The following is a 2,198-nucleotide window of genomic DNA, read 5'->3' as shown; positions in this document are numbered from 1 at the left end:
CGTAAGGTCAGTTTGACCATCAATCCTTTTGACAAGAGCCTGCGCCTGTTTTTTAGCCATCAAATACCGGGGCAGAAAGTGACCCTTGACTTTCACACTCGCGGTTTACGTCATTTCGAAACAGTACAAGCCAATCCCTGCATTTTTTACTGGGAGGACGTGGCAGGCTCCCCCCCCTTCCCTGTCAATGACTGAGGCCCTGACAAGCCTGAGGAACACCACTCTCTCGGCTCATATTAATTCAGGCACAGAAGCCTGCAGTGTCAAAAGGGTAGCGGAGGACTACACCTTTTCAACAGAGGAGATGCTGGCCTTATTAAATCGCTACCCTGAAAAACCTGTCGGTGAATTCCCCCGGGCTAAATGGCGCAAAGAGGCTGAGCTGGCGAGCCTTGCCAACGAGGGAAAAACCCTTGGCGCGGGCCTGCACAGGATTGGCAGTCAGGAAAGCAATAATATCAGGCTGGTGATTGAGCTTGGTTTCACCTCTTCCATATGCACCCCACAGAGTGGTTTTTTACGCAGGCTGACCCTGGAGCTGGGTCAACAGCGGGTGCTCCTGGAAGGCGCAACCCAACTCATGAAGAAGTATGGTATTGGCTTTTTAAGACCATGGCACACAATGGCTTTAAAATTGGTTCAAACCGATGCAGACGGTCGCAGACAACAACACAGCGACCAAAAACTATTTGGACTTGGTCATAGAGAGTTGCTGAAATCGAGTCCGTCGCTTCAATTGAACGCACCGTTGCTGAAATGGAGTGATCCGTATACATGGAGCGAACTGTTCCCCGGTCAGCCAATGTCCGAAACCCTGGACATGCTGGAGATGGATTATACCTTTGATAAGCCTTTTCGTGATAAATGCGGTATCTCCGCCGCATACAACAGTTCTGTGATTATGCCGACGGTTCACCTTGACCTGTCTTCAGGTCGACACTCTGGCATCCCCGTCATTATTGGCGGCCCGGGCAATGACCAGCTGACGGGTAACCCGTCCGCAGATAACGTATTGCGTGGCATGGGAGGAGATGACAGGCTCAGGGACATGGGAGGCAATAACATATTTATTGTCGGCCTGGGTAATTCCACCGTTATTACTGATGAGAAGGGACACAATCTGCTAATACACGACAATCTTGGTAGTGTTTATGGTACCCGGCTCCTGAAACGAAGATCCAGGGGGCTCAGCGTTAAGGTCACCCTCTCAACGTATCAACTGGATGGGATGACCGTCAATGTCACGGAGGGCATCGTACAGACCCGATGGCGGAATACCAGCGAAACAGGCAGTTGGCGTTATCACCAGACGGTGTTCAATGCGATCGACCAGATTGCCGGGACTCCGGGAGATGATACTTACTTTGGCAGCAATGGTACGGATATTTTCAGCACCGGGGGTGGCCTGGACAAGGTGAGCATGGGGGACGGAGACGACCGGGTGATCATTAACGCGCTCTGGCAAACCGGAACCTCTCTGGACGGGGGCAACGGCGCCAATACGCTGCTCTTTCAATTGCCCGTGAGTCGTGATGTGAAGGTTGACCTGAAGCATAGCTTAACGGTCAACAACTTTGTCCTGGAGGACACCGGGTATGGCAGGATAAGACTTTCCGGTGATGATAAAGACAACATTTATGTGTCCAGAGGTTCCCTCCGCAACTTTAATGGCAGGGGCGGGGATGACACACTTTTCATGCTGAAGCTACCGGCGTTTACCCATTTAAACGGGGGCCCGGGCAAAGATACGCTGGATTTGAGCCGGGCAGTCACGGCTCCGGAATTGGTCCGGCTTAACCTGTTTGTGGACCGGGACTCAGTGAGGCTCTCGTGTCCTGCAAAGAATGTAACTCCCTGCTCTCCCGATACAAACAGCAAAGGTCGTTTATTCTATACACTCAGGTCAACCGGGTCGCGGAACACCTATGACACATGGGCGTCAATTTTCAGAAACTTTGAGATTATCAATGGCCCGGAAACCAGCGATATTTTCAACATTCCGGCCCAGGCCGGCCTTGCCGTCAATGGCGGAGGCGGAAATGACAGGTTCAATATTTACGCTACAAGCATAAAGGGCAACAGCAACAGAACCTCAATCACCACCACCATAGGAGGACCCGGACACAACAGGCATTATGGCAGTCGGAAAGCTGACCGGATGGTGGCGAACCTGGGGCCTGACCTTCTTTCCGGCAACC

2 protein-coding genes are annotated in these 2,198 nt (G+C 52.1%); both read left to right on the top strand.

Going from position 1 to position 2,198, the window contains the following annotated elements:
• A partial coding sequence (locus KDK17_RS06135; RefSeq protein WP_257287602.1) for a hypothetical protein occupies positions 1 to 195 on the top strand: 195 nt, incomplete at its 5' end.
• 109 nt (positions 196 to 304) lie between these two features.
• Positions 305 to 2,198 (top strand): calcium-binding protein (locus KDK17_RS06130; RefSeq protein WP_257287601.1); only part of this gene is annotated, 1,894 nt, incomplete at its 3' end.

Source organism: Endozoicomonas sp. SESOKO2 (assembly GCF_024606245.1).
Lineage (GTDB): Bacteria > Pseudomonadota > Gammaproteobacteria > Pseudomonadales > Endozoicomonadaceae > Endozoicomonas_A.
The sequence above is the reverse complement of the archived record's forward strand: the minus strand, read 5'-3'. Positions and strand labels throughout refer to the sequence as shown.